Source organism: Acidobacteriota bacterium (genome assembly GCA_016196065.1).
GTDB lineage: Bacteria > Acidobacteriota > Terriglobia > Terriglobales > Acidobacteriaceae > Acidiflorens.
Genome location: JACPYL010000010.1, coordinates 1,416,128 through 1,440,255, shown reverse-complemented (window position 1 = coordinate 1,440,255; position 24,128 = coordinate 1,416,128). Strand labels below are relative to the sequence as shown.

At 56.6% G+C, this 24,128-nt stretch carries 24 protein-coding genes and 1 tRNA gene; 19 read left to right on the top strand and 6 right to left on the bottom strand.

Annotated elements, in window-relative coordinates:
• Nucleotides 1-72: 72 nt before the first annotated feature.
• Nucleotides 73-1,563: a hypothetical protein gene (locus tag HY010_09265; GenBank protein MBI3475909.1), complete on the bottom strand. Its 1,491-nt coding sequence runs from the start codon at nucleotides 1,561-1,563 to the stop codon at nucleotides 73-75.
• Between the two features lie 115 nt (nucleotides 1,564-1,678).
• Here HY010_09265 and HY010_09260 point away from each other — a divergent pair, with 115 nt between their 5' ends.
• The 3 genes from HY010_09260 to HY010_09250 all read left to right on the top strand — a co-directional run bounded on the left by HY010_09260 (nucleotide 1,679) and on the right by HY010_09250 (nucleotide 2,840).
• Nucleotides 1,679-1,876: a hypothetical protein gene (locus HY010_09260; protein MBI3475908.1), complete on the top strand. Its 198-nt coding sequence runs from the start codon at nucleotides 1,679-1,681 to the stop codon at nucleotides 1,874-1,876.
• A gap of 83 nt (nucleotides 1,877-1,959) precedes the next feature.
• A tRNA-Arg gene (locus HY010_09255) sits at nucleotides 1,960-2,036 on the top strand.
• 81 nt (nucleotides 2,037-2,117) lie between these two features.
• Nucleotides 2,118-2,840: a DUF4197 domain-containing protein gene (locus tag HY010_09250; protein MBI3475907.1), complete on the top strand. Its 723-nt coding sequence runs from the start codon at nucleotides 2,118-2,120 to the stop codon at nucleotides 2,838-2,840.
• 106 nt (nucleotides 2,841-2,946) lie between these two features.
• On the opposite strand, the gene HY010_09245 is transcribed toward HY010_09250, so the two are convergent.
• From HY010_09245 to HY010_09235, 3 genes are read right to left on the bottom strand one after another with little or no spacing between them, the layout of a single operon-like run.
• Entirely contained in the window at nucleotides 2,947-3,810 is an 864-nt protein-coding gene (locus HY010_09245) for a M48 family metalloprotease (GenBank protein MBI3475906.1), read from the bottom strand.
• Nucleotides 3,807-4,034, bottom strand: coding sequence for a sulfur carrier protein ThiS (thiS, locus tag HY010_09240; GenBank protein ID MBI3475905.1), 228 nt, complete (start codon nucleotides 4,032-4,034; stop codon nucleotides 3,807-3,809). The genes HY010_09245 and thiS overlap by 4 nt, the downstream gene beginning before the upstream one ends.
• A gap of 57 nt (nucleotides 4,035-4,091) precedes the next feature.
• Nucleotides 4,092-4,679 carry a hypothetical protein gene (locus HY010_09235; protein MBI3475904.1) on the bottom strand — a complete coding sequence of 196 codons (588 nt, stop codon included), beginning with the start codon at nucleotides 4,677-4,679 and terminating at the stop codon, nucleotides 4,092-4,094.
• 149 nt (nucleotides 4,680-4,828) lie between these two features.
• On the opposite strand from HY010_09235, the gene ndhC reads away from it, so the two are divergent.
• The 13 genes from ndhC (at nucleotide 4,829) to HY010_09170 (ending at nucleotide 18,647) form a co-directional block, all read left to right on the top strand.
• Nucleotides 4,829-5,224, top strand: a complete 396-nt coding sequence (ndhC, locus tag HY010_09230) for an NADH-quinone oxidoreductase subunit A (GenBank protein MBI3475903.1) — start codon at nucleotides 4,829-4,831, stop codon at nucleotides 5,222-5,224.
• On the top strand, nucleotides 5,224-5,721 hold the full coding sequence (locus HY010_09225; GenBank protein ID MBI3475902.1) for an NADH-quinone oxidoreductase subunit C: 498 nt from the start codon (nucleotides 5,224-5,226) through the stop codon (nucleotides 5,719-5,721). Before ndhC ends, HY010_09225 begins: the two co-directional genes overlap by 1 nt.
• A gap of 3 nt (nucleotides 5,722-5,724) precedes the next feature.
• A complete protein-coding gene (gene nuoD / locus HY010_09220) occupies nucleotides 5,725-6,936 on the top strand; it encodes an NADH dehydrogenase (quinone) subunit D (GenBank protein ID MBI3475901.1) in 1,212 nt (403 codons plus the stop codon).
• A gap of 16 nt (nucleotides 6,937-6,952) precedes the next feature.
• The gene (locus tag HY010_09215) at nucleotides 6,953-7,435 is read left to right on the top strand and encodes an NAD(P)H-dependent oxidoreductase subunit E (GenBank protein MBI3475900.1); all 483 of its coding nucleotides are present in this window, start codon (nucleotides 6,953-6,955) and stop codon (nucleotides 7,433-7,435) included.
• A 79-nt stretch (nucleotides 7,436-7,514) separates the two neighbouring features.
• A complete protein-coding gene (gene nuoF / locus HY010_09210; protein MBI3475899.1) occupies nucleotides 7,515-8,834 on the top strand; it encodes an NADH-quinone oxidoreductase subunit NuoF in 1,320 nt (439 codons plus the stop codon).
• Nucleotides 8,835-8,890: 56 nt separating this feature from the next.
• Entirely contained in the window at nucleotides 8,891-9,250 is a 360-nt protein-coding gene (locus tag HY010_09205; GenBank protein ID MBI3475898.1) for a four helix bundle protein, read from the top strand.
• A 39-nt stretch (nucleotides 9,251-9,289) separates the two neighbouring features.
• On the top strand, nucleotides 9,290-11,644 hold the full coding sequence (gene nuoG / locus HY010_09200) for an NADH-quinone oxidoreductase subunit NuoG (GenBank protein ID MBI3475897.1): 2,355 nt from the start codon (nucleotides 9,290-9,292) through the stop codon (nucleotides 11,642-11,644).
• A gap of 36 nt (nucleotides 11,645-11,680) precedes the next feature.
• Nucleotides 11,681-12,733 carry an NADH-quinone oxidoreductase subunit NuoH gene (gene nuoH / locus HY010_09195; protein MBI3475896.1) on the top strand — a complete coding sequence of 351 codons (1,053 nt, stop codon included), beginning with the start codon at nucleotides 11,681-11,683 and terminating at the stop codon, nucleotides 12,731-12,733.
• 29 nt (nucleotides 12,734-12,762) lie between these two features.
• Nucleotides 12,763-13,332, top strand: a complete 570-nt coding sequence (locus HY010_09190) for an NADH-quinone oxidoreductase subunit J (protein MBI3475895.1) — start codon at nucleotides 12,763-12,765, stop codon at nucleotides 13,330-13,332.
• Nucleotides 13,329-13,631 (top strand): NADH-quinone oxidoreductase subunit NuoK, encoded by a 303-nt coding sequence (nuoK, locus tag HY010_09185; GenBank protein ID MBI3475894.1) that lies wholly within the window; start codon nucleotides 13,329-13,331, stop codon nucleotides 13,629-13,631. Before HY010_09190 ends, nuoK begins: the two co-directional genes overlap by 4 nt.
• The gene (nuoL, locus tag HY010_09180; protein MBI3475893.1) at nucleotides 13,628-15,598 is read left to right on the top strand and encodes an NADH-quinone oxidoreductase subunit L; all 1,971 of its coding nucleotides are present in this window, start codon (nucleotides 13,628-13,630) and stop codon (nucleotides 15,596-15,598) included. Before nuoK ends, nuoL begins: the two co-directional genes overlap by 4 nt.
• Nucleotides 15,595-17,112: an NADH-quinone oxidoreductase subunit M gene (locus HY010_09175; protein ID MBI3475892.1), complete on the top strand. Its 1,518-nt coding sequence runs from the start codon at nucleotides 15,595-15,597 to the stop codon at nucleotides 17,110-17,112. The genes nuoL and HY010_09175 overlap by 4 nt, the downstream gene beginning before the upstream one ends.
• Before the next feature lie 2 nt (nucleotides 17,113-17,114).
• Entirely contained in the window at nucleotides 17,115-18,647 is a 1,533-nt protein-coding gene (locus tag HY010_09170; GenBank protein MBI3475891.1) for an NADH-quinone oxidoreductase subunit N, read from the top strand.
• A 16-nt stretch (nucleotides 18,648-18,663) separates the two neighbouring features.
• Here the strand turns inward: HY010_09170 and HY010_09165 are convergent, their stop codons facing one another.
• Together HY010_09165 and HY010_09160 are read right to left on the bottom strand one after the other, a co-directional pair.
• Nucleotides 18,664-19,374 carry a hypothetical protein gene (locus tag HY010_09165; protein ID MBI3475890.1) on the bottom strand — a complete coding sequence of 237 codons (711 nt, stop codon included), beginning with the start codon at nucleotides 19,372-19,374 and terminating at the stop codon, nucleotides 18,664-18,666.
• Between the two features lies 1 nt (nucleotide 19,375).
• Nucleotides 19,376-20,311: an ABC transporter ATP-binding protein gene (locus tag HY010_09160; protein ID MBI3475889.1), complete on the bottom strand. Its 936-nt coding sequence runs from the start codon at nucleotides 20,309-20,311 to the stop codon at nucleotides 19,376-19,378.
• 144 nt (nucleotides 20,312-20,455) lie between these two features.
• Between HY010_09160 and HY010_09155 the strand changes: the two genes are divergently transcribed.
• From HY010_09155 to HY010_09145, 3 genes are all read left to right on the top strand, one after another.
• Complete coding sequence (locus HY010_09155; GenBank protein MBI3475888.1) at nucleotides 20,456-20,623, top strand: Flp family type IVb pilin; 168 nt, start codon at nucleotides 20,456-20,458, stop codon at nucleotides 20,621-20,623.
• A 217-nt stretch (nucleotides 20,624-20,840) separates the two neighbouring features.
• Nucleotides 20,841-21,872: a 3-deoxy-7-phosphoheptulonate synthase gene (gene aroF / locus HY010_09150; protein MBI3475887.1), complete on the top strand. Its 1,032-nt coding sequence runs from the start codon at nucleotides 20,841-20,843 to the stop codon at nucleotides 21,870-21,872.
• A gap of 249 nt (nucleotides 21,873-22,121) precedes the next feature.
• Nucleotides 22,122-24,128 (top strand): PAS domain S-box protein, encoded by a 2,007-nt coding sequence (locus HY010_09145; GenBank protein ID MBI3475886.1) that lies wholly within the window; start codon nucleotides 22,122-22,124, stop codon nucleotides 24,126-24,128.

Genomic DNA, 24,128 nt, shown 5'->3' with positions numbered 1-24,128 from the left:
GCAACGATACCATGCTGAATGCACGGCATCACGCGAAGCATGGCGAAGTTATTCCTGTATGCGGCGACAGAATTAAGGTTTGCCTGAACGTTTGGCCGCCTCGGCGACTCCCTGCTGGGCCGCTCGCCGTCCGGGCGCATTGACCAGTGCGGTTTGGAACTCCTTTGCTGCCAGATCCGGCTGCGCCTGCTGTTGCAACAGATCCCCAAGTTGCTCGCGCGCAGGGATAATCGGTCCCGGCGTTACAGGCAGCTTCTCGATAGCATCTTCTTCATCCGCTGCTTCGCGGAGCAACGCCAGGGCTTGATCGCGCTTGCCTTCCTTTTGCGCAGACCATGCCATCACTTCGCGCTTCATAACCCTTACCTGCGTGGCCCAATAGACATTGCCGGAAGCTTGTAGTTCTTCCTCGATCTTCTGCAAATCGGACATCGGCTGGAGAGTCTCGGCGTGTCCGCTGCGAGCGAGCCCGATTCCATGCGCCCAGATCGCAATCGCGATCACGTGAGGCGGAGCGCCTGCAGGGGGAGCCACAAGAGCCGCGTCTGCCCATTTCTGCCGTTCGACCAGGTATCGGATGGGCATGGCAGTCGAGGCGTAACCAATCTTGAAATCAGCCTTGTTCAGATTGGGCATGGACTTAAGTTGCTGGAGGAGTTGCGCCGCCTCAGCCTCTCGTCCGCTCTGCAAGTATGCGTAAACCAGATAGTCCATGGAGTGCAGTTCTTCTCCGGTATCGCCTGCTTTGCGGGCTGCGTCTTTTGCCGCAAGGTTAGAAATGATGGAGTCATCCCACAGGCCGAGTCGCGTGAAGATATGGCTGGGCATATGCAACGCGTGTGGTGCGGACGGCGCAATTCTGGAATACGCGCGGGCCATGGGAAGGCCTCGCGCAGCAAGTTCCGCGTTGTCGTAGGCATGGATCAAGTAGTGAGCGATACCGGGATGTTCTGGATAGGCACGATAGAGAGGCTCCAGGATGTCCGCGGCTTGTTTCTGCTTGCTGTGTGTCTTGTCGGCGGGTGATGCGTTGGCCAGCAGTGCGAGCGCGTAGAAAACTTGCGCTTCCACATTTTTGTTGTTCCCATTCGCAAGTTCCGCCATTGCATGTTCATAGTTGAGTGCCCGCACTGAATAAGGGACAGAACCTGCATCGCGAAACAGCCCAGCGGCCGCGTCGATGAACTTGTGTTCAAGCTCGGTGCCGGCGCGGATGCGCAGTGCCTGCTCGATTTCAGATTGGGCGGCAGCGATCGTACTGGGCAAAATGGCCGGCTCCCAGAGCTGGCGAAAGTACGCCATCGCACCGCCCCAGTGAGCGATCGCGCAGTCCGGATCTTGCTTCGCCACTTCTCTGAACACGTCCTCGGCAGCCGCGTAAGCAAATGAGTGCAGGAGCGCTACCCCGCGGTTGAACTCCGCGCGAACGCTGGCCTGGCAGGAAATCGGAAATGACACCGTCCCCAACTTCTCAGGCGGGTTATGAAGATGAGTCTCCTGCGCGGCCCCGAACGAAACGATCAGAAATACTGCAAAGAGGAGTTTTCGACATCCCTGAAACATGTGACTCCTTTTTGTACTGAGATAGTTTTCAGATTCGATCTTGCTCGCGGGTATTTCCATGGAAGATGGTCTGAAACTCAAAAGGAACAAGGCGGCCACTGAGAGACCGGCCAAAGTGCTTCTCCCACCACAGGTCCAACATGCCAAGCGCTTCTCCCACGGCGTGGGCGATCAGTTTGGTAAGACCGACAAGAAGCTCTCCGCCACCAACATCGACCACCGCGGGCACCTCGGAGTGAAATTGGCAATCGCTGGATTGAATCTTAACCCTTCCAGTGCCGACTTCGACAGTATTTTGCGGAAGGCAATTTGAGAGGCGTGGAATCACGTCACGGTGTCAACGTCGACCGCAGGCGTTGTAAACTGAGATCGGATCGAGAATTGCTTTCATCCCATGGCCCCGTAGCTCAGTTGGATAGAGCAGCGGTTTCCTAAACCGTTGGTCGGCGGTTCGACTCCGCCCGGGGCCTCCATTGAACTACTCCCTCATCTCCAGCCATCCTTTACAGGTATATGATCGCTACGCAGCACATCCTCCTCCCGGGAGAACATCTATGAGGATTCGCACTCGTGCATTTGGCGCCGTGTTGTTTTTTTCGGCCACATTCGGTTTCGCGCAACTCGGGGATATTGCCAGGGACCTTGGGCTGGGACAGCAAACCAAACTCAGCGACACAAAACTGGCGTCAGGATTAAAGGAAGCTCTGCGAGTGGGCGCGGACAAGTCCGTGAAGCTGACCGGACGCACAGATGGATACTTTGCCAATGAGGCGATCAAGATCCTGGTGCCGAAGAACCTGCATCCGCTCGAAACCGGATTGCGGGCAATCGGCTACGGTTCGAAAGTGGACGAGTTCGTGCTGAGCATGAATCGCGCAGCAGAGGCAGCCGCGCCGCAGGCGAGAAAGATTTTTGGCGATGCAATTCTGGCGATGACGTTCGAGGATGCGCGCAAAATATTTTCAGGCGGAGACACCGCCGCCACCGACTATTTCAAAAGCAAAACTACCGAGCAGTTGACGGCTGCATTTCGTCCGATCATTGAAAAGACCATGAACGCGAATGGCGTCACGCAGCAGTACAACACGCTGGTGGGGCAATATAAGTCGATTCCCTTTGCTAAAAAGCAAGACATGGACATCGACAACTATGTCGTGACGAAAGCCCTCGATGGCTTGTTCTACACGCTGGGACAACAGGAAAAGGAAATTCGGAAGAATCCAGCCGCGCGCACGACCAGTCTGTTGAAAGAAGTTTTTGGGAAATACAAACCCTGAGGAACGGTTCCACTCCTTGTTCGGAAAGTGGCGGCGGTAGAGTTACGCGATCCGCCAAGCCAGCGACGAAGCCGAGCGCGACGACCCTGGGACGGTTGTCAACCCTCTAGTTCTGGGGGGCTTGCGGCTTTGGCTTCGGCTCTTGGATCTTCGCCACGACTCCTTTCATTCTCTTGAACTCGCCGCTCTCGGAACCGTAGCGCTTTTGCGGCAGAGCCCGCGCTTCCTGCTGGATCGCACGCTCCCGATTGGCGGGATTAGGATGGTCGGACAAGAATTGAAGTCCATGTCCGCCTTGAGCGTTCAGTTTATTGAAAAAACGCGCCATCTCCATCGGATCGTAGCCGGATTCTGACATTAAGTGAGATCCCGTCAGGTCAGCCTCGCTTTCGGCGGTGCGGGAAAATTTCAGGAGAACGCCTCCCGCAAAGACTCCAATCCCCATTTGCTCGAGTTGCCCAACCAATGTTCCTTTATTTGTCAGCTGCGCCGCCAACGCCGGGCCCAACTGAAACAAGTTTCTTTTGGAAGCCTGGTTCGTCCCGTGGCGCAGGATCACATGGGACATTTCATGTCCCATCACGCCAGCAAGTTGGGCTTCGTTATCGACCGCGCGCAGCAGGCCGGTATTGATGAACATGGGGCCGCCCGGCAGCGCGAATGCGTTGATAGACGGATCGGCGACCACTTCGAACGTGAACGGAAACCCGCTCTCCTGCGCTTCACGGGAAGCCATGAGGCGCTTGCCGACTCGCGTGACATACGCAGTCAGAACGGGATCCTGAATGACGGTCATCTGCTTGCGAACTTGCGCGGCCGATTCCTGCCCGAGTTGCATATCTTGTTCCTTGGAGAAGAGATTGAACCCGGGCGAGAAGTTGTGCGCGCGCTGCGCCAACAGCGGAATGCCAACCGCCAAGAGGCTTGCGAGCAAAGCTGCCTTGAAAATTCTTGAGTTGGAATCACTCATACACTTTTCTCCGATTCTTTGCCAAGACCGCCACCTACGAAGTGCACGATCTCGAGGCGGTCTCCATCTCGCAGGCTGGTTTGCGACCAGCGGTCGCGAGGAACGATCTCACGATTCAATTCAATCGCAACGCGATCCGACTTCATGCCGAGCTGGTCGACTAGAACCTCCAGGGTTCCGGCGGAAGGGAGGGTACGAAGCTCCCCGTTGATGGTTAAGTTCATCTTGGCAATTTTCTCAGTACGGAGAGCAGGCGGCAAGGGCGCGGCGACTTTCGCGAATCAGTTGCCCGCGCGCAGGCGGAACTTTCGGGTGGCGGTGCGTCCAGAAAAATTGGCCTGTACCAGCACCGACGAATCAGGCAATGAAGACTCATCTACCTGAAAACTCATTTCGGCATTGCCGCTGGCGTCGGTCAGCACCTGGGCGTAGTACGGAGCTGAATCGGGACGGGCCAGGCGAAACGTGAGGCGCGCCCCTTCGACAGCGGCACCGCCATCCGTCACTCGCAGGTTCATGAGCAAACTGCCGCCTGTATGGACGGAAGCGGAATTGAGCCATTCCACTTCCAACTGCTTGACCGCAGCCAGAGTTTCCGGGGTCTCCCGCTTGTCGAGCAGTGAGTCAAGCTTCCCTTCCCGGATCGCGTCCAGCACCTGGCGGTGTTGTTCACGCAACATCTTCTCTTTGTGGGGATCGCCGCCTTCCACTTCGGAGGCAATCGAGGCGTAGGTGACGGCGCGTTTCCCAATGCAGCGGCCGCGAACGAACACCTGCGTCTGCAAAAGTTGCTCGCCTTCGCGGGCTTCACTTTGCACGTGGTAGACAGTGTCTTGGTGCTTGATGTCGGTATTAAAGCCAAAAATCATGCGTGATTAAACTTTCGCGGGCGTCAAAATGGGATCGCCGGAATTAAACCTCTGTTAAATATCGCAGTTTGCTTGACACGTCCGCTCGCCAATAACTAATCTAGAACGTTTACTGTAGTGCTTGGCGCAGATTATATATAGCTCTTCCTATGCCAGCCAATTATTTCGAGAGTTACCTGCCTCTGTTGTTGCATTTCGTGATCGCATTCACGGTCGCGGGCGCAATTGTGACCCTGTCCTGGCTGATCGGACAGCGGAAGCCGAACCGCGCCAAGATGTCTCCCTACGAGTGCGGCGTGACGCCGGTTGGCAACGCCCGGGAACGGTTTTCGGTCAAGTTTTACCTGGTGGCAATGCTCTTTATATTGTTCGACGTAGAAGCGGTTTTCCTCTATCCATGGGCAATCATTTTGCGTGAATTGAGGATGTTTGGATTCCTGGAAATGCTGGTGTACGTCGGCATCGTGCTGGTGGGCCTTTTCTACGTCTGGAAAAAAGGCGTGCTTGATTGGGGCGCGACCGGCGGCAAGCGAGGACACGTCTAATGGCGCTCACCCCCGCTATCACCGATCTCGAGCAGTTGAAATCGCATCCAGCGGTGGCGCGCCTGCTGGAATGGAACACTGCTGCCGTGCAAAGCGCCAAGTACGATCGCGATGAACTCACGATCTGGGTCGACAAACACCTGATCCGCGATGCGTGCGCGATTTTGCGTGATAATCCGGCTTGCCCATTCGATTACTTGTGTGACGTGACCGCGGTCGACTGGTTTCCTTCGCAGCCACGCTTCGAGGTTGTTTACCATCTCTTGTCGCTCTCGAAGAAGGAGCGCGTGCGATTGAAGGCCCGGCTGGATGATGAAGGTCCGGTGCTGGAGTCGGTCACGTCGGTATGGCCTGCTGCAAACTATTTTGAGCGCGAAGTATTTGACCTGTTCGGCATTCGCTTCACCGGCCATCCCCGTCTGGAACGCCTTTTGATGCCCGACGATTGGGAAGGCCATCCGCTGCGGAAAGACTATCCAGTGGAGGGATACCGGTAATTCATGACGCAATATCCCACATCCCCAGTGCTGGAACCGGTAGCCGGTCAGGAAAAGACTCTTGTTCTGAACATGGGGCCGCAGCATCCGTCGACCCACGGCGTTTTGCGGCTGGTACTGGAAATTGATGGCGAGACCGTGGTCCGCGTGATGCCGGAAATCGGCTTCCTGCACACCGGCATTGAAAAGACCTGCGAAGCGAAGTTCTACCAGCAAGTCGTCCCGCTAACCGATCGTATCGACTATCTCTGTCCGATGACCAACAACCTGACCTACTGCCTGGCGGTCGAGAAGTTGTTGGGCCTGGAAATTCCGCCGCGGGCGCAGTGGATGCGTGTCCTGATGAACGAACTGACGCGCATTAATTCGCACCTGGTATGGCTGGGCACCCATGCGATGGATCTCGGTGCGATGACGGTCTTCTTATATTGCTTCCGGGAACGCGAGGACGTGCTTCGACTGTTCGAAATGGTCAGCGGACAGCGCATGATGACCTCGTACTTCCGCATTGGAGGGCTCGCGCTCGATCCGCCCCTCGGATTCTTCAAGAAGGTGAAAGCATTTGCCGATCGTTTCCTCGGGAATGTGGACGAGTACGAAGGCCTGCTAACCGGGAATCCCATCTTCTTAATGCGCGTGAAGGGCGTGGCTCACTTGAGTAAAGAGGATGCCATCGCCTTGGGCGCTACTGGTCCGACACTGCGCGGCAGTGGAGTGGACATCGATCTGCGTCGCGACGCTCCCTACTCGAGCTACGAAAAATTCAAATTCAAAGTGCCGGTTTCCAACGGCGGAGACGTGTGGGCTCGTTACGTTTGCCGCGTACAGGAACTCCGCGAGTCGATTGGCATCGTGCAGCAGGCATTGGCGGGTATGCCGGAAGGGTCGACCAAGGCCGACGCGCCGAAAGTCGTCCTGCCTGATCGCGAAAAAATGAAGACGCAGATGGAAGCCCTCATCTATCACTTCAAAATTATTACTGAAGGCTTCACAGTTCCCGCTGGAGAGGTATATCAGGCAGTAGAATCTCCTCGCGGCGAAATGGGGTATTACATCGTCAGCGACGGTACCGCGAAACCGTACCGCGTTCATATGCGCTCTCCATCCTTTGCCAACATGCAGGTGCTCGCAAAGATGTGCGAAGGAAGGCTGATTGCGGACGTAATCGCCGCGATAGGTAGCATTGACGTGGTCGTGGGCGATATCGACCGCTGAGGCGACACAAAAGACCATGAAATTTTCGCAAGAATTCGAGAGCCGCTTCACCGAGATGCTCGGACATTATCCGACGAAGCGTTCCGTGCTCGTCCCGACTCTCTTGTACGCGCAGGACGAGGTCGGGTCGCTGACCGACGAAGTCATCCTGGAATTGGCGCAGCGCCTTGACTTGACCGAACTTGAAGTCCGCAATGTGATCAGCTACTACTCCCTGCTTTCCACGAAGCCGCGCGGGAAATACAACGTGCAGGTCTGCACAAACATTGCGTGTATGCTGGTCGGCGGAGAGCAACTTCTCGATCACTGCAAGAAAAAACTTGGCGTCCAACACAAAGGCACGACCGCAGACGGGATGTTCACTGTGGAAGAGGTGGAGTGCATCGGTGCCTGCAGTTGGGCGCCCGCGATCCAGGTCAACTACGATTTCCACGAAAACCTGACCATCGACAGGCTCGACCAGGTGCTCGATGAGTACAAGAAAAAGGGGAAGCAGTAGCAATTGGTAATTTTGCAATGCGAGGCTCGGTGGCCGCAGGTTTTTAAGTTACCAGATTACAAAATTTCCAAATTACAACATGGCATCTTTGGTCTCACATCCCGACGAGGTACGAGTAGTCTCGAAGCGCTTTGGCCAGGGAGCGACGAACATCGATCGCTACCTGGAACTGGACGGCTACAAAGCCGTGCAGAAAGCCCTCAGCATGCAACCGGACGCGATCATCAATGAAGTCAAGAACTCCGGGTTGCGCGGGCGCGGCGGCGCAGGATTCTCGACCGGGATGAAATGGTCATTCGTTCCCAAACAGTCGGCCAAGCCGAAATACGTTTTGTGCAACGGGGACGAGAGCGAGCCCGGCACCTGTAAAGACCGGCTGATCTTCGAACACGATCCGCATGCGGTGATCGAAGGCGTGATGATCGCCGCCATCGCCGTTGGATCCCACACCGGCTACATCTACATTCGCGGCGAGTATCGCTACCTGTCGATCATCATGCAGAAGGCGATCCGAGACGCCTACGCAAAAGGCTTTCTCGGCAAGAACATTTTTGGCAGTGGATACGATCTCGACATCTTCTGGCACGGCGGCGCGGGCGCTTACGAAGTCGGCGAAGAGTCGGCGCTGATGGAGTCGCTTGAAGGCAAGCGCGGCATTCCCCGCATTCGACCTCCCTTCCCGGCCGTGGTTGGACTTTGGGGCGGACCGACGGTTATCAACAATGCCGAGACGCTGGCCTCTGTGCCGCACATTATTCTGGGCGGTGCGGAATGGTTCGCGGGACTGGGTACGCCGAAGAACGGCGGCACGCGGCTGTTCTGTCTCGCGGGCAACCTGAACAAGCCGGGCGTCTACGAATTGCCGATGGGCTACAACCTCAAGAAGATGATCTACGAGGTCGGCGGCGGGATTCCGAATGGACGCGCGCTCAAGGCAGTTGTTCCTGGCGGATCAAGCACTCCGATACTAACCGCGGCCGAGATCGATGTGGCGATGGATTTCGATGGCGTCGCAAAAGCGGGATCCATGCTCGGTTCCGGCGGCGTGGTCGTGCTCGACGATTCCAACTGCATGGTCAAATTCGCGCTGCGCACGATGAAGTTCTACCGCCACGAAAGTTGCGGATGGTGTATCCCGTGCCGCGAGGGTACGGACTGGCTGGAGAAGACGCTGAAGCGCTTCCATTCCGGCGGCGGCGTGATGAAAGACATTGATAATATTTACTACCTCTCCGAAAACATGCTGGGCAAGACTTTCTGTCCGCTCGGAGATGCGGCCGCGATGCCGACGATGGCGTTCGTGAAGAAGTTCAGAAAAGAGTTTGAAGATCATTTGGAAGGCAAGCCGTGTCCGTTTGAAAAAGCGAGCACGCTCGCGCCGTTACCTGTTTTTGCGTAGAAGATTTTGTAACTTGGTAATCGGGTAATCGGGTAATTTTGTAATTTGTGAACCTGATGCCGTCACAACAAGAAGACCTTCGCGCTCGCACGAAAGCATTTGCAATTAGAATCGTTGGGGTTTATCGGGCGCTCTCGTTTAAGACGGACGCGCAAGTCTTGGGAAAACAACTTTTGCGATGTGGGACAGCGGTCGCGGCAAATTATCGAGCGACATGTCGAGCTCGATCGAAAGCAGAGTGGGTTGCCAAGATCGGCATTGTTGTCGAAGAAGCAGACGAGACGGTGTTTTGGCTGGAGATGCTTTCGGACTGTAACATCGTCCCGTTGAAGAAACTGGAACCGCTGCTGGCGGAAGCGCACGAACTGTGTGCGATTTTCACGGCGTCCCAGTTTACGGCTCGCGGGAATCGGTAGAATTTAGATTGCAAAATTACCCGATTACAAAATTACAAAATGCCTGATGTCACACTAACTGTCGACGGCAAGACCCTCACAGCTCCGGCTGGGACGCTGCTCATTGAAGCCTGCAAGAGCGCGGCCATCGAAGTTCCATCCTTTTGTTATTACCCCAACCTGTCGCTGCAGGGCGCTTGCCGCATGTGCGTTGTCAAAGTCGAGAAGATGCCTAAGCTGCAGACCGCCTGCACGACGGTGGTTGCCGAAGGCATGATCGTTACCACCGACAGTGACGAAATACGTCAATCTCGCAAGGCCATGGTCGAGTTGCTGCTGGGGAACCATCCGCTTGATTGCCCGGTGTGCGATGCGGGCGGCGAGTGTGAATTGCAGGACATGACGTTCTCGTACGGCGCCGCCGAGTCGAAGTTCATGGAGGCCAAGAACCACAAAGAAGAACAGCAGTGGTCTCCGGTCGTATTTTTCGATCGTCCGCGTTGCATACTTTGTTATCGCTGCGTGCGGGTTTGCGGTGAAGCCATGGATGTCTGGGCCCTGGGCGTCCAGAATCGCGGTGTCGGTTCCCTCATTTCTCCCAACCAGGACGATCATCTGGATTGCGAAGAGTGCGGCATGTGCATCGACATCTGCCCGGTCGGCGCGCTTACGTCCGGCGCGTACCGCTACAAGACTCGTCCGTGGGAAATGAACCACGTCGGCACGGTCTGCACGCATTGCGGAGACGGCTGTAAAACCACTCTCGGCGTTCGCCGCTGCGATACCGGCATGGAAATCGTGCGCGGTGACAACCGCGACAAGAGCGGTATCAACAACGACTTTCTCTGTATCAAGGGCCGCTACGCTTTTGATTTCGCCCATCACAAAGAACGCCTGACCCAACCTCTTATTCGCAAGAATGGCAAACTCAATCCCGCCACTTGGGAAGAAGCCTTCACCCTCATCGGCAAACGCTTTGCCGAAGTGCGGGACAAAGATGGCGGCTCAGCGATCGGCGTGATCGGATCGAATCGCACGACCAACGAAGAAAATTATCTGCTGTCAAAATTTGCGCGCGTGGTATTGAAGACGAACAACGTCGATCACCATCGCACTGCCGACTATGCGGCGCTGGCGGGTTCTCTGCACGGCAAGCCCGGAATGACAGCCACCATGCGCGAAGTCTTTGATGCGCCGGCTGTGTTGCTTCTGGGGAACGACCCCACCAATCAGCATCCACTGCTCGCTTACCAGATTCGCAACAATGTTCGGCTCCATCGGTCGCGGCTGTACACGATTAACTCCGCACCGATCAAGTTGCGCCGTCAATCCGCCGCATTCGGCCTGCTTCCCGCAGGAACGGAAGGAAAGGCAGTCGGATTCCTCTCCGGCGACGATTCCCTTCTCGATTCGCTCGTCACCGACATGACGAATCGCGATGCCTGGACGGCGCTGCGTGAGAAAGTTCGTGGCGAACAAAATCTCATCATCGCGTTTGGATCGGAAGTACGCGGCGCGGACGTCCAGAAGTTAGTTGCGTTGGCCTCGTCACTCGCAGGAGCAAAGTTGATCTGCCTGAGCGACTACGCGAATTCGCGCGGCGCGGCCGACATGGGACTCTACCCTGACTTGCTGCCAGGATATCAACCGGTTGCGGATTCCGTACAGTTCCGCGACGAGTGGGGCAACATTCCGCAGGACAAAGGTTTGAACTTGCCGGGAATGTTAGATGCCGCAGCGACTGGCAAACTGAAAGCACTCTACGTAGTCGGATCGAATCCGGTGGGACGGCTTGGCATTGATCCTGCTTCGTTATCCAAAACTTTCATCGTCGTGCAAGAGATGTTCATCACGGAAACCGCCACCCTGGCGGACGTTGTGTTGCCGGCAGCCAATGCCTACGAAAAGGAAGGCACGGTCACCAACACTTGCGGCGATGTACAGCTCGCCAAGAAGGCCGGGGACGTCAGCGGCACCAAACCGGATTTTGAAATGATCGTTCGCATCGCCGACGCGATGGGCTTCGATGTGCGCAAGCTGGTTCCCTTCGGACACGGTACTCGCGCCGACATGGGTCAGACCCGCGGCGTGCAGTCGGGCGAAGCCGACCGCCATGCAGTCTGGCTCGAAGCGCACAATCTTGAACCACGTATGACGCCGTTCGATCCGATCGCAATTCTGGATGAAATCCAGCGGGTTGTGGCGGGATACGATGTTTCGCGACTCAATCTGCTGGCAGGTAACGATCAACACACCGAGATTGCCAGTAGCGGTCCGAGCGCGTTGCACGCGCCGGAACTCATCGTTCCAGCGCACGACGATCTATTTAGCTCCGGAACTTTGGGGCGATATTCCCATACATTGAATTCGGTCATGGAAAACAAGTCGGCGGAAACAGAAATTGCGGCCGACTAGCACACAAATACCAGCACAGGGATCACGGACACTTCGTTGAATCAACTCGCGATCTTCGCCATCATCTCGATCATCAAGTCGGTCGCCGTGGTTTTTGTGCTGCTCACGGCGGTTGCTTATAGCGTCTGGCTGGAGCGCAAGGTGTCCGCGCGCATTCAGAATCGCTGGGGACCCACGCGGGTCGGCCCATTCGGCCTGCTGCAACCTTTAGCGGACGGCATCAAGTTCATCTTCAAAGAAGATCTCACGCAGCCGTACGTGTACAAGGCGCTGTATATCGCGTCGCCGATCATCGCGGTCGTGTTTGCCATCACGGCGATTTCGGTAATTCCGTTTGGAAATTCGATCACCGTTGGGCCGATCACGACTCAGCTGCAGATCACCGATCTCAACATCGGCCTGCTGGTCGTCCTCGGTATCACCTCCATGGGAGTGTACGGAATTGCTCTGGCAGGATGGTCTTCGAACAGCAAGTATTCCCTGCTCGGCGGACTGCGTGCCAGCGCTCAGATGATCAGCTATGAAGTTTCGCTGGGCCTGTCACTAATTCCGGTGATGATCCTGGCAGGAAGCTTCAGCTTGCGCCATATCGTGGAAGCGCAGGCGCACAAGCACTGGAACATCTTCTTTTTCCCGCTCGGGACGATCGCATTTTTTGTTTATCTGATTTCCGCATACGCGGAAACAAACCGTACCCCGTTCGACCTTCCCGAAGCGGAATCCGAATTGGTGGCGGGATATCACACCGAGTACAGCGCGATGAAGTTTGCCATGTTCTTCATGGCGGAATATTCCAACATGGTAACGGTAGCGTGTCTGTCGACGCTGCTGTTTTTCGGCGGATGGTCGGGTCCATTGTTTGGGCCTTACATCGTGCGAGCGGTACTACCCATTGTCTGGTTCTGTCTGAAAGTTTTCTTTTTCATGTTTCTGTACGTTTGGGTGCGCTGGACGCTTCCCCGTTTCCGCTATGACCAGCTCATGGCGTTTGGCTGGAAGTTCCTGCTGCCCGTTGCGATCGCAAATCTGGTCGCAACGGCACTGGTGGTGGCGTTGTATCCGAATGTGTTTTCCGTAGCAGCGAAGTAGTTGGAATCAGCACGAGAACTGCGAAACGAATGGTTCATCTCATACTATTTTTGTTCTTCGGCGGGATCTGCGTAGCGGGAGCGGTCAACCTGCTGGTGCAGCGTCACCCCATTAACAGCGCGTTGTCGTTGGTGGTGGTGATGGCCTCGCTCGCCGGCGAGTACCTTCTGCTGGGCGCGGAATTTGTCGCCGCCATCCAGGTCATCGTTTATGCGGGCGCGATCATGGTGCTGTTCATCTTCACCATCATGTTGCTGAACGCCGGCGAAGAAGAACGCGCGGGCGGGAGCCGGGTTGCCGTTTTGTTGGGAGTGCCGGGAGTCGTGATCGGGGCAGTATTGGTGGCATGGGTGTTGTTGCGTCACTCCGAGATGGGTTCGGTTTCGTTGTTTGCCCTGCCCGGAGTTCCCCACGATATCGCTCAATTGCTGTTCCACGATTTCCTGCTTCCGTTTGAAGTGACGTCCGTTCTGGTCCTGATTGCAATCATGGGCGCGGTAGTTCTCGCCAGCAAGCCCGAGTCGATCGCCCGCACGCATGAAGAACCGGCGGACAAAGAAACGCTCGAACTGGTGGGCGCGGGAAGGGAGCGGCGATGATTCCTCTTTATTACTATCTGGCATTGAGTGGAATCCTCTTTGTGTGCGGTGTGCTCGGCTTCCTCATCAAGCGCAACATCATCACCATCTTCATGTCGATTGAGTTGATGCTGAACGGCGTGAATCTCTCCTTCGTCGCCTTCGCCGCGCACTGGCATGCGCTGAGCGGACAGATCTTCGTGTTCTTTGTGATGGTGGTGGCGGCTGCAGAAGCCGCGGTGGGATTGGCAATCATCATTGCGGTCTACCGTACGCGCGAAACTTTGAATGTGGACCAGGTGAACCTGCTCAAACTATGACGCCGAACCCTTATCTCTGGCTCATTCCGGTCCTGCCACTGGCTGGAGCGGCGATCAACGGCATCTTCGGACGCCGGTCGTCGAAGACCGCAGTCACGACGATTGCGCTCGTCTTCTGTGGCGCTGCATTCCTGCTTGCACTCAAGATTGCGTTCGGGTTTTCAGCAGCAGAAGCTCCGTATGTCTTCGATCGGGGCATCCATTGGATGCGAGCCGGCGATTTTCAAGTCGACTTCGCTTTCTATCTGGACCAACTATCGCTTGTAATGCTGCTGGTCGTCACCGGGGTCGGATTCCTCATCCACATCTACTCGGTCGGCTACATGTGGGACGACGCTTCCTACTACCGCTTCATGTCCTATCTGAACCTGTTCATGTTCTTCATGCTGACGCTGGTGCTGGCGAAGAACTATCTGGTCATGTTCATCGGATGGGAAGGCGTGGGCCTGGCCTCGTACTTGCTGATCGGATTCTGGTTCACGAAAGATTCGGCGGCAGCAGCGGGCAAGAAGGCATTCATCGTCAATCGAATCGGCGACTTCGGATTCTTGATCGCCCTGTTCCTGATCATCCAGAATTATCACTCTCTGGACTTCACGAAAGTGTTTGAGCAGGTTGCAGGGAAACCAGTAGAGATGGCCGGAGTCGGATTATTGACTTCGATCGGATTGCTGCTGATGGTCGGAGCAGCTGGAAAATCCGCGCAGATTCCTCTTTATGTATGGTTGCCGGACGCGATGGAGGGGCCAACTCCAGTCTCCGCCTTGATCCACGCTGCGACGATGGTTACGGCGGGAGTCTACATGGTGGCGCGCTCGCACATGATTTTTGAACACGCGCCGGGAGCCCTGACAGTCGTTGCTGTGATCGGCACGCTGACGGCGTTGTTCGCGGCGACCATCGGCATCGCGCAGACCGACATCAAGAAGGTTCTGGCCTACTCGACTGTCTCGCAACTCGGTTACATGTTCATGGCCTGCGGTGTGGCAGCATTCTCGGCAGGCATCTTCCATTTGATGACGCATGCGTTCTTCAAAGGTCTGCTGTTCCTGGCCGCAGGTTCGGTGATTCACGGCGTGGGCGGCGAGCAGGACATGCGCAAGATGGGCGGCCTGAAGAAATACATGCCGGTCACGTTCTGGACGATGGCGATCGCCACGGTGGCGATTGCCGGTATTCCTCCTTTCGCTGGCTTCTGGTCAAAGGACGAGATTCTTTGGAAAGCCTATTCAAGCCCGCATGGAAGCTGGATTTTCTGGCTGATCGGCATCACCACCGCCTTCATCACCTCCTTCTACATGTTCCGCCTCCTCTACATGACGTTCTTCGGTGAGTACCGCGGAGCCGCCAGCCATGATGCGCACGGACACAGCAGCCATGACGATCATGGTCATGGACACGGCGATCCACACGAAAGCCCATGGGTGATGTTGGGGCCGCTCGTGGTTCTCGCGTTGTTATCCGTAATTGGCGGATTGGTTGGCTACCAGCATCGCTTTGAGCACTTCCTCGATCCGGTATTTCACGCCGGAGTGACCGAAGTGGCAACCGAGGCGGTGGAGGGCAACCCCAATACCGAACACCTGTTGATGGGCGCATCGATCGCCGTCGCCTTCCTCGGCTGGGGACTGGCATATTTTCTCTATTACAAACGCCGCGATTTGCCTGAGAAAATTGCTGCCAGTTTGGGCGGCTTGTACAACGCGGTGGTCCACAAGTATTACGTCGACGAAATTTATGCGGCAGTCTTTGTGAAACCGTTAGTGGATGGTTCCAGCGCTGTGTTGTGGAAGGGAGTGGATCAAGGCATGATCGATGCCACGGTGAATGGCGCCGCTGATTCGGCGCGCCACACTTCCGACAACATACGGCACATGCAGTCCGGCAACTTGCGGTCGTACGCAGGTTGGGTGGCCGCCGGTGGCGCTGCGGTAATTGCCTACATGGTCTGGATGGGGGTGCGATGAATACATCTGCTCTCAACCAATACATTCTCACGCTGGTAACATTCCTTCCGCTGGCAGGAAGCTTGTTGCTGCTGATCATTCCGCGGCGCGACCGGGACATTAAGGGCTTTGCGCTGGGCATTTCCCTGATTGCCTTTGTAGCGTCGCTGCATCTGCCGGTTTACCTGCACAGTGACCCCCACCCCTTCAAGTTCGAGATCAACAAGATCTGGATCACCACTCCTAACATTCACTACCACATGGGCATCGACGGCATTTCCGTGTGGCTGGTGGTGTTGACGACATTCCTTACGCCCCTGTGCGTGCTGATTTCGTGGACGTCGATTCACGAACGAGTGAAGGAATTCTTCATTCTGCTGCTGATTCTTGAGTCGGCGCTGATCGGCGTGTTCACGTCGCTCGACCTGTTCCTGTTCTACTTCTTCTGGGAAGCGACGCTGATCCCGATGGCGCTGCTGATCGGCATGTACGGCCACGGACGTCGCGTATATGCGGCCGTGAAGTATTTCCTTTTCACGATGATCGCGTCGGTGTTTATGCTGGCGGCGATTATCTGGCTCTACAGCAAGACCGGCAGCTTCGACTTCGTCGACATCCAGCATGCAATCCAGGCCGGCAATGTGGAGAACTTTGCCGCCGCAGCACAATGGCTCTTCCTCGGATTCTTTGTCGCGTTCGCCGTCAAAGTACCTCTCTTCCCTCTTCACACATGGTTGCCCGACGCTCACGTCGAAGCGCCAACCGCCGGATCGGTCCTGCTGGCAGGCGTGCTGCTGAAGATGGGTACGTACGGCTTGCTGCGCTTCAATCTCGGACTATTCCCCGAGCAAGCCCGGCGCAATGCACCCTGGATCATTACGCTTGCAATCATCGGCATTATTTACGGCGCGCTGGTGTCATTGGTGCAGCCGAATATGAAGAAGCTGATCGCCTATTCCTCGGTCAGCCACTTGGGATTTGTCGTACTGGGCACCTTCAGCTTCACGCAGGCTGGAGTCGATGGCGCGGTGTTCGTCATGCTGGCACACGGAATTGCGACCGGCGGACTCTTCATGCTGGCAGGTATTTTGTATGAGCGCCGGCATACCTATGAGATCTCCGAATTCGGCGGCTTGGCGACGGTGATGCCGAAATATGCAGCCTACTTCTTGTTCATCGTTCTCGCTTCCGTCGGGCTCCCGCTTCTCAATGGCTTCATTGGCGAATTCCTGGTGCTGAGCGGCGCGTTTCAGGCCAGCCCCATCTACGGAATACTGGCGGCCACGGGCGTGATCTGGAGCGCCGGTTACCTGCTCTGGATGTATCAACGCGTCTTCTTCGGAGTCATAAAGCACGACGAGAATCTGGCATTACCCGACCTGAACATGCGCGAGAAGGCGGCGCTCTTGCCAGCCGCAGCAATTGCCCTCGTCATGGGCGTCGCTCCGATCTTGTGGCTGAGTTCAATTGATCCCGCCGTACATTCGGCCCTGGCCAACATTCCGCAGTATGCCGCCAAACTGGTGGGGCAATGACCATGACGACGCTCGCTCACTTCTTGCCGACCTTACTGGCGCAGGCCCAAACCGTGCCGCTACCCACTGGCGCGGAGTATATGCGCATCCTGCCGGAAATCATTCTGTCGATCTTCGGCATGATTATCATGGTGGTCGACCCGCTGCTGGACGACCATAGCAGCCACAAATCTCTCGGCGCGATTGGGCTGATCGGAACGCTCGCTGCTCTTGCCTCGACCTACTTCATGGCCATGTATCCGGGCACTGGCTTCTGGAACATGGTCCGGGTAGACGGCTTCAGCATCTTCTTTCATGTTCTAGTGATCGCGATCGCGGCCGTCGTCATTTTGAGTTCGTACGAGTACATGGCAGTGCAGCGTATCCGTGCCGGCGAATACTACGGACTGATTCTGCTCGGCACCGTCGGCATGTGCCTGATGTCGTCGGCGATCGAACTCGTCCTGATTTTCATCGCACTGGAAATTTCTTCGATTGCCACCTATGTTCTGGCCGGCTTCCGGCGCCGGGAAGCGGCGAGCAGCGAGTCTTCGCTGAAATACTTCCTGCTGGGATCGTTTGCGACCGCATTTTTCCTTTATGGCGTGGCCATGATGTTCGGTGCCACGGGTTCGACCAACATTGACGCCATCGGGCGCGCGCTCGCAGCAGGCAACATACCGACGCTGGCCTATGTCGCGGTAGCGCTAATGTTCGTAGGCCTCGGGTTCAAAGTGGCATCGGCGCCCTTCCATGTCTGGACACCCGACGTCTACGAAGGTGCGCCAGCGCCGATCGTCGGACTGATGTCCACCGGTCCGAAAGCCGCTGCATTTGCCGTGCTGCTCCGCGTGATGTTCGAAATTGACGCCCCCTCACGGTTCTGGCTGGTCTGGATTTCTGCTGCGCTCTCCATGACCATCGGAAACATCAGCGCGCTGGTACAGGACAACATCAAGCGCCTGCTAGCCTACTCATCCATTGCGCACGCGGGCTACATGCTCGTGGCGTTCGCCGCTGCCCCTGAACTCGGCACGACGGCGGTCATGTTCTACACCGCCGCTTATGCCGCGATGAATGTGGGCGCGTTTGCGGTGGTAAGCCATTTTGCCAATGTGGGCGAGAAGTACCTGACACTCGAAGACTATGCCGGGCTCGGCCGGCGTTCGCCGATCCTCGCAGCCACACTGACTTTCTTCCTAATGTCGCTGATTGGGATTCCAATCACGGGCGGCTTCTTCGGAAAGTTCTACATCTTCAGCGCCGCCCTGAAAGCGAATCTGGTCTGGCTGACGGTCATTGGATTGGTGAACAGTGCGATTGGAGCCTACTACTACCTGCGCGTCATCGTGATGATGTACATGCGCGAACCGCGCGGCGAAGTGCCCGTCACTCCCGTTCCCATGGCGACTGGATTGGCGATCACTGCGTGCGTGTTAGCGACTCTCTATCTGGGAGTGTTCCCGGGACGCGTGCTGGACTACGCTACTCAGTCAGCACATGACTTTCTGCCCGGCATTGTTGCGTCCACTACTACGAACGCGACCGGGCATTAAGAGATTTCCACTTTCTCTACTCCACCGCCACCGACAGATCGCGTCGCGAGAAAATCCACGCAGCCACAAACCAGAAGGCTGCGGTTTCCACCCATCCGAAAGCAATCATGCCGATGCTTGCTTGCCATGTATAGGTAAAGTCCGCCCGGATCGACGGCTCCAGCAATCCATGCACCGGAATCACATACTTTGAAAACACGTCTCCGCGCATTGCGAGGAGTGCGGGAATTCCCGCGATTGTGCCCGCCCCGATCGCAGCAAACATGGGAGGCATGAAGGCCGCAAGAGACAGCGTTAAGGATGCGGTCAGCAGGCACGCTGTCCAAAGCGCGAGTACCCCGAACCACATCGCACCTAGGCTGAAACCGTAACGGCCCAGCAGCCAGCTGGCGGTAAATCCCATACACAGGCAAAACACGCCCAGCACCAGGGCGATACCCAGGAGCAGGCCGAACACATATTGGCGGCGCGAGATCCCTTTGGACAGCACGGCAAGGATGCGACGGGACCTCTGGTCGGCCTGGATCGCGGAACTGCCAAAGAACACTCCGAACGTGACCGAATACACCGCAAGCTGACGGAAAATCAGTAGCGCGTCATCCGGTCCCGAGCGCGGATCAGCCAGAACTCCAAACAATGCCCAACCGAGCACCCAGAGAAGCAGGAAGAAGAGTGGCCAGCGTTGTTCGCGTGCGAAGTTCTGTGCGATCAAGAAGACCGGTCTCATCTCAGTTCAGTTCTCCCGCTTGCTTTCGGGCAGTGCCATTTGGTTCCGGGCCGGTCAGTTCGAGAAAAAGTTCCTCCAGGGAACGCCGCGCGGGATTCACGCTGACCACTTCCCCGCCCGCAGCCCAGACTCTTTCAATAGAATTTCGCTGTGCGCTCTTAGGAACCGTGAACCGGACCCGGGTACCTTCGACGATGGCGTGGTCGAACTGGCGCAGGGCTTCGCCTTGCGCAACGATCTCAACCTGGTCGCTGGCTTCGAGCATCGAACTGAGCGAACCCGTTCGAACTACTTGGCCGCGGCTCAGTATCGCCACGCGGTCACAGACGAGTTCCACTTCCGAAAGCAGATGCGAGCTGAGGAAGATCGTTTTCCCCTGACTTCGTGATCGAAGCAATAATTCGCGAACCGCGACGCGTGCCGCCGGATCGAGCGCCGAGGTCGGTTCATCGAGAATAAGTAACTCTGGGTCACTTACGAGTGCCTGGGCCAGACCCACCCGCTGCACCATTCCACGCGAAAACTGCGCCAGATTGCGTCGGGATTCCGACTGTAGGTCAACGGATACCAGGGCGGCGCGCGCGGCACTGGCAAGTGACACGCCATGCATTCCGTTCAGGCCACCGTAGAATCGGATCGCCGCCTCGGCCTGGCGATGGTAAAGCGCGACATTTTCAGCTAGAAATCCGACGCGGCGGCGGGTCCCAGCGTCTCCAAAGGGCTTCCCCAGCATTTGGCCCTTACCAGAGGAAGGCTGCATGAATCCCATGGCGAGGTGGATGGCGGTGCTTTTTCCCGCGCCATTCGGTCCGAGAAAACCAAAAATCTCTCCCTGTTGCACAGAAAGAGAAAACTCTTGCAGCGCCTGAACCCGTTTTCCTCGCGGCCACGAGCGGTATTCCTTGGTAATTGCTTCGAATTCCAAAGCGACAGGCATGGACTCTTTTGATTCTACTTGGCGCCTCGTAAACCTGTGAAAAATCCATCGTACAGGTGGATTGACAATCACGATTGGAGTCGGCATTATTGTTCCCTAGTTTCGTTTTGGGAACGCTTTCAAAACGACGGCTCGGAGGATGGAATGCTTCAGATTTGCCGCAACTTGTGGTCGGACGAGCAGGGGCAGGACATTGCCGAATACGCAGTCATGCTGGCGGTGATCCTGGTATTGGTGATCGGTACAGTACGTCTGATCGGCGGCAATGCAAACAACGCGTTTTCCAGCGTTGCCAGCTCTTTGAGCCAGTAGAGCCGGTTTTAGTGCAGCAATGACATTTCTCGAAGGAATCGTGATGACTCGATTTAGCGCCTCCAGCCGATTTAGCCGCTACTGGTTTAGGTACGCGGCGGAGGTTGCCGTCTGGAGCGAGTCCGGAAAATAGAGACAGCTCAAGATTTTGCACCGACGCCGCGATCCAAGGATCGCGGCGTTTTTATTTTTGGATTCAACTACGAAAGGACCTCCCATGATCGTCAACATGTCCGACAGCGCCAGTCCTGAGCAGATCGAACACATCATCCAGCGAATCCGGGAAGCGGGATTCACACCTCACGTTACCCGCGGAACGGAACGCACGATCGTGGCTGCCGTCGGTAGCGGAGGGCGCCGGCACGAGATTGAAGCGCTGTCGGTCGCCCCGGGTGTCGATAACGTCGTCGCCATCGCTCAGCCATTCAAGTTGGTAAGCCGGCAAACTCGACCGACCTCATCCATCGTGGATGTGGGCGGGATCAAGATCGGCGGCGAGGAAGTGGTGGTAATCGCTGGACCGTGCTCGGTCGAATCCCGGGAACAACTGCTGGAAACTGCTCATGGCGTGAAGAAGGCCGGCGCCAACATGCTGCGCGGCGGAGCCTACAAACCGCGCACTTCGCCCTATGAGTTTCAAGGGTTGGGGATCGAGGCGCTCAAAATTCTCCGCGAAGCGCGCGAGCAAACTGGACTGCCGGTCGTCACCGAAGTGATGGGTACCGAGGACGTGGACCTGATCTGCGAATATGCCGACATGCTGCAGGTCGGCGCACGCAACATGCAGAATTACGCTTTGCTGCGCCGGTTGGCCCTCGCCAACAAACCTGTACTGCTGAAGAGAGGTCCTTCGGCCAGCGTGAAGGAATGGCTGCTGGCGGCGGAGTACCTGCTTTCCGGCGGAAATCAGCAGGTGGTGCTTTGCGAGCGCGGGATCAAGACCTTCGAGACGGGAACCCGCAACACGATTGATCTTGGATCTCTCGCACTGGCGAAAGAACTGACCCACCTGCCGGTGGTCGCCGATCCTTCGCATGGAACGGGCAAACAGAGCCTGATCGGCCCCGTTTCACGAGCATCGCTCGCGGTGGGCGCCGACGGCATCATCGTCGAAGTGCATCCCTGTCCGGAACGCGCACTTTCCGATGGACCGCAGTCGCTGGACCTGGCGCAATTCGAGAAGGTGATGCGTGGATTGCACGCCCCGCTGCGTCCCCTTGCAGTCAGAAAATCCGAAGCGGTCGCGTAGTTGACGCCACCGCTTGCCTGAGGCTCTAGCATGCTGCGACGGGCGGCCCCGTCGCAGATCCAAGGCCGGCAGTTGATCACTGCTGCAGACCACTACCGGAGGCCTCCCCCAAGGGGCAATCCCTTCCGGTGCAGTTTCTTCCCTGCTTCACAGCGCCGACATCGTTTTTCTCTCCTGAAGTTTCCCGCCGCACTGACGATGGTATGGACGGGGTGAACGTGTGCTCCCGTGTCGCCATTGTGATCGCGCATGATCGCTCAATCTGCTTCCGATCTGTCGGCCGTGGTGAACATTTCCTTCCGGCTCCCGGACTTCATGCCCCACGGATATTGCTATCTCTGGGATCCGACGACTCTGTGGCTGAATGTGATTTCCAACAGCGTGATCGCGCTGTCTTATTACTGCATCCCGCTCACCCTGATCTTCTTGATCCGCAAGAACCGCCGGTTGCTGTCGAACCGGTTAACGTGGATGTTCGCGATCTTCATTCTGGCCTGCGGAACCTCACATTGGATGGAAGTTTGGAACGTCTGGCACGCGAACTACATCCTCGCCGGCGTGATGAATGCGATTACAGCCATCGCGTCGGCCATCACAGTTGCACTCCTCATTTCAGTCGTTCCAGAATTCATTGCCGACCTCGACAAGAACAGCAGAGCGCTGAAAGATCTGGCCGATCAACAATTCGCCATGGACCAGCACGCCTTCGTGGCGATAACCGATGTTGATGGCACGATTACCTACGTCAACGACAAATTCTGCGCGATCAGCAAATATTCCAGAGCGGAACTAGTTGGCCAGAACCATCGCATTCTGAACTCCAGATTTCACTCAAGAGAATTCTTCACGGGCCTATACCGCACTGTCGCCAACGGCAGGGTTTGGCACGGCGAGATCAAGAACCGCGCCCGAGATGGCTCGATGTACTGGCTCGATTCCACCATCGTTCCGTTGTTCAACGAAGATGGAGACGTACGGCAGTATGTTGCCATCCGTACGGATATCACGGAGCGCAAACAGACAGAAGAGAAATTGGCAGCACAGGCGGAGGAGTTGCGGCTGTCACGGACCGCGTTGCAGGCTCAAACGACCCTATTGCGGTCCGTGCTCGACAACATTGGCGAAGGTCTGGTTGCGGCCGATGAAAATGGAGACTTTGTACTCTGGAATCCTGCAGCGAACGCAATTGTGGGCATGGGGCCCACGAAGATTCCAATGCAGGAATGGGCGGAACACTACCACGTGTTCAAGCCGGACCAGGTGACGCCTTTCCCTGAAAGGGACAATCCCCTCGTGCGCGCCGTACACGGAGAAGCAAGCAGCGCAGAAATGTATCTGCTCAACCCAGCCGTGTCCGGCGGCGTATGGATCGAGGGCAATGCCTGGCCCTTGCTCGATGAGCAGGGAGTCCGGCACGGCGGAGTCATCGCCTTCCGCGACATCACAAAGCGAAAACTCGCCGAACGTGAGATCCAGCAGTTGAATCGCAACCTCGAGCTACGCGTCCAGCAACGCACCGCCCAATTGGAGGCGGCCAACCAGGAACTGGAATCTTTCACGTATTCCGTCTCTCATGATCTTCGGGCACCCCTGCGCCATATCGCGGGTTTCTCCGGAATCTTGGTGGAGGAGTTTGGCCCTTCACTCGATGTTCAGGTCCGGCACTACCTCAATCGAATTCAGGAAGGGACTCAGAAGATGGGGATATTGATCGATGAGTTGCTGAGTCTGGCTCGAGTCGGGAGGCAGTGCATCGACGTCCGTAAAGTGGATCTCAATAGGATTGTCGGAGAGATCGTAGCGTTGCTCAAGCCCGAATGGGAAGGCCGCGAAGTCGAATGGAAAATCGCGCCTCTTCCGCAATTGGAGTGTGACGAACCCCTCATACAACTGGTTTTTCAAAACCTGCTGTCGAATGCGCTCAAGTATTCGCGCCCGCGACACCCGGCAGTGGTCGAAGTGGGCGCAAGCGAAATCAGCGGTGAAACGGTCATCTTCGTTCGCGACAACGGCATGGGATTCGACATGACGTACTACGACAAGCTTTTTGGGGTTTTCCAACGACTGCACCGTTCCGAAGAATTTGAAGGCACCGGTGTAGGCCTTGCGACCGCCCAGCGGATTATCAAAAAGCACGGAGGCCGGATTTGGGCCGAGGCTCAACTCTACAAGGGAGCGACCTTCTATTTCACAGTGGACTCCCCCACGTCGCATGAAAATGAAACGATCGCCGCTCGTGTCGGCGCCGGAGTCTGA